This window comes from Streptomyces sp. 15-116A, from assembly GCF_025290915.1.
Taxonomy (GTDB): Bacteria; Actinomycetota; Actinomycetes; order Streptomycetales; family Streptomycetaceae; genus Streptomyces.
In genome coordinates this window covers 1-2,559 of record NZ_JAOCQE010000473.1, presented here as the reverse complement: position 1 = coordinate 2,559, position 2,559 = coordinate 1, and the positions used below count along the sequence as shown (strand labels likewise).

Genomic DNA, 2,559 nt, shown 5'->3' with positions numbered 1-2,559 from the left:
CCGGGGTGCTGATGAAGGCCGGGCACCAGGTGCGGCGCGCCGATCCGCCGTACCCGGCGTCGCTGGGGGTGACCGCGCTGGCCCACTGGACGGCGGGGACGGCCGTGGACGCCCGGGGGCTGGACCGCCGCTCGCTCACCCGCCGCACGAGGGTGCACGCCGCGATCGGCCGGCGCTGGGAGCCCTCCGTGGTCACCGGTGCGGCGCGGGACCGGCTGCGCAGCCGGCTCGAACCGTTCTTCGCCGAGTACAACGTCCTGCTCACTCCGGCACTGGCCCGCCGCTCCCCGCAGGCCGCGCCCTGGCACGAGCGGGGCTGGCTGCGCAACGTGCTCGCCAACTCCGCGTACTCGCCGCTCACCCCGCCCTGGAATCTGACCGGCTGGCCCGCGATGTCGGTGCCCTTCGGCACCCTGCCCTCCGGAGCGCCGTGCGCGGTCCAGCTGGTGGGCCGCCCGGGATCGGAGGGCGACTTGCTGGACCTGGCACGGCAGCTGGAAGAACGGCACCCGTGGCAGCGGATCGCACCGCTGGAGGGCGACTGACGCCTCGGTGCGTGACGGAAACGCGCTGTTGCCGTGATCGTCGGCGCAGGGCTAGGGTCGGGAACGTGACTGCCGGGTCGGCCCTGATGGGCCATGCACAGAGAGCGGTCCCGGCCTCGGCGTGAGCCCGAGGCGGGCACGCGCCCCGCCCCTTCTCTCCGCGTTCCTCACCCTCGCCGCCTCGACGCGGCATCCCTGACGATCACACGGAGAAGAATTCACCCATGCCCGAAGCCCAGCACCCGCCCGGCCCCGAACTCCCCACTACCATCGCCCACTTGAATCACACCGTCGTCTACGCCACGGACCGGCAGCGGTCCGCCGGGTTCCTCGCCTCGGTCCTGGGGCTGGAGGTCGGCGCCCCCTTCGGGCCCTTCCTGCCGCTCGACCTGGGCAACGGCGTGACCCTCGACTACTACGAGAAGCGTGACGAGCCGATCCAACCGCAGCACTACGCGTTCCTCGTGCCCGAGGAGCGGTTCGACGCGATGATCGCGCGGCTGGAGACGGCCGGGGTCACCTACTACGCGGATCCCGGTCATACGCGGCCCGGCCGGGTCAACGATCTCTTCGGGGGCCGCGGTGCCTACTTCGACGACCCGGACGGCCACAACATGGAGATCATGACCCGGCCCTACGCCCGCCCCTGAGCGGTCGCGTCGTGCCTCACAGCGCGCGGTACATGATATGCAGCCCGACCAGGCCGTGCCGGGGGTGCTCGTACGCCTCCGGCACCGTGCCGAGGATGCCGAAGCCGAGGGACGTCCACAGTGTCACGGCCGGGTTGGTCTCGACGACGGCGTTGAACACCATGCCCCGGTAGCCGGCCGCCCGGGCCTCGGTCAGCAGGTGCTCGGCGAGTGCGCGGCCGTATCCGCGGCCGCCCCGGTCGGGGTCGACCATGAAGCCGGCGTTGGCGATGCGGGCGGCGGGGCCGCCGTAGTTGGGGGTGAGGTAGGCGGAGGCGACGATCGTCCCGGCGTCGTCCTCGACGACGTAGACCTGCTTCGCGGGGTTCATCCACAGGGCCCGGGCATCCTCCTCGGAGGTGCCCGGGTCCCAGGCGTAGGTCTCGCCCGCGGCGACAATGCGGTGCCAGAAGGGCCAGATGCGCGGCCAGTCGCCGGGGGTGGCTTCCCTGATCAGCATGGCCGTGAGTCTGGCACGCCCCTGCGGCAGGCGATCGCGAAGGGGTGGGCGGTCAGTCGATGCTGGGCAGGATGTGGGGCTCGGCGAGGTCGTCCTCGTAGCCGGCGAGGCGGATGGGGGCCGAGCGGGCCCACACGTCGAGGCTGCCGAGCTGCCCGGGCCGGCGGCCCGCGCGCTCCGTGCGTTCCTTGGGGCGCTGTTCGCGCTTCGTCTTCTCCGGTGTCACCGCGCACTCCTTATGTGTCGGTCACCCTCGGGACGTACTGCGCCGGTCCTGCTGCGCCTGCGCCCGTCCGCTCGGGCTTGAGTCGATAGCCGTTCGGACGCGGTGGCGCCGGTAACTCGAGGGAGAGCAGGCCGTTGTGAACCGGCTTGTCCCAGGACGGACCGTGGGTGTGGGTAGAACCCTTTGGTGCTGTCCGTCGGCCTCCAGATTAACCAAATGAGCGGCCCCCCGCTCGATGGGGCTGAAAACGCTGGGTAACAATCGCGCGTCGGACCGCGTTTACGCCACCTCAATATGCTCCTATTTCCTGATTGATGCCTCCATATCTCATCACTCGATCGGAGGACAGGGGCGTCGACGCTTTCGAGAAGGTCATCTGGTCATGGCGTAGTTCAAGTCCCGTTGGCCGACTCGCAAGCTCGTCATGATCTGCTGCCGTAAGGCAACGGCCGTCTCGCGGGAGGACCGGCGCATGGAACTGCGCAGCGTCGAGGAGCTGATGGACCTGTTGTACGCCTGCCGCGGGGCCCGGGACGTCCCGGGCCCCGGCGCCGTCCCGGTCGACGCGCACGACCACGCCCTGCGCACCGCCGCGCTGCTGCGCCGCGGCCGTCCCGCGGACAAGGAGCTTCAGGTGGC

Annotated in this window: 4 protein-coding genes; 2 read left to right on the top strand and 2 right to left on the bottom strand. The window is 71.0% G+C overall.

Translation table 11 applies throughout. From position 1 onward, the window contains the following. Together N4P33_RS34540 and N4P33_RS34535 are read left to right on the top strand one after the other, a co-directional pair. A partial coding sequence (locus tag N4P33_RS34540) for an amidase family protein (protein ID WP_260830865.1) occupies positions 1-545 on the top strand: 545 nt, incomplete at its 5' end. Positions 546-769: 224 nt separating this feature from the next. Next, positions 770-1,195, top strand: coding sequence for a VOC family protein (locus N4P33_RS34535; protein ID WP_260830864.1), 426 nt, complete (start codon positions 770-772; stop codon positions 1,193-1,195). A 16-nt stretch (positions 1,196-1,211) separates the two neighbouring features. Here the strand turns inward: N4P33_RS34535 and N4P33_RS34530 are convergent, their stop codons facing one another. Then, positions 1,212-1,694 carry a GNAT family N-acetyltransferase gene (locus N4P33_RS34530; RefSeq protein WP_260830863.1) on the bottom strand — a complete coding sequence of 161 codons (483 nt, stop codon included), beginning with the start codon at positions 1,692-1,694 and terminating at the stop codon, positions 1,212-1,214. A gap of 52 nt (positions 1,695-1,746) precedes the next feature. After that, positions 1,747-1,920 (bottom strand): hypothetical protein, encoded by a 174-nt coding sequence (locus N4P33_RS34525; RefSeq protein ID WP_260830862.1) that lies wholly within the window; start codon positions 1,918-1,920, stop codon positions 1,747-1,749. Positions 1,921-2,559: the final 639 nt, after the last annotated feature.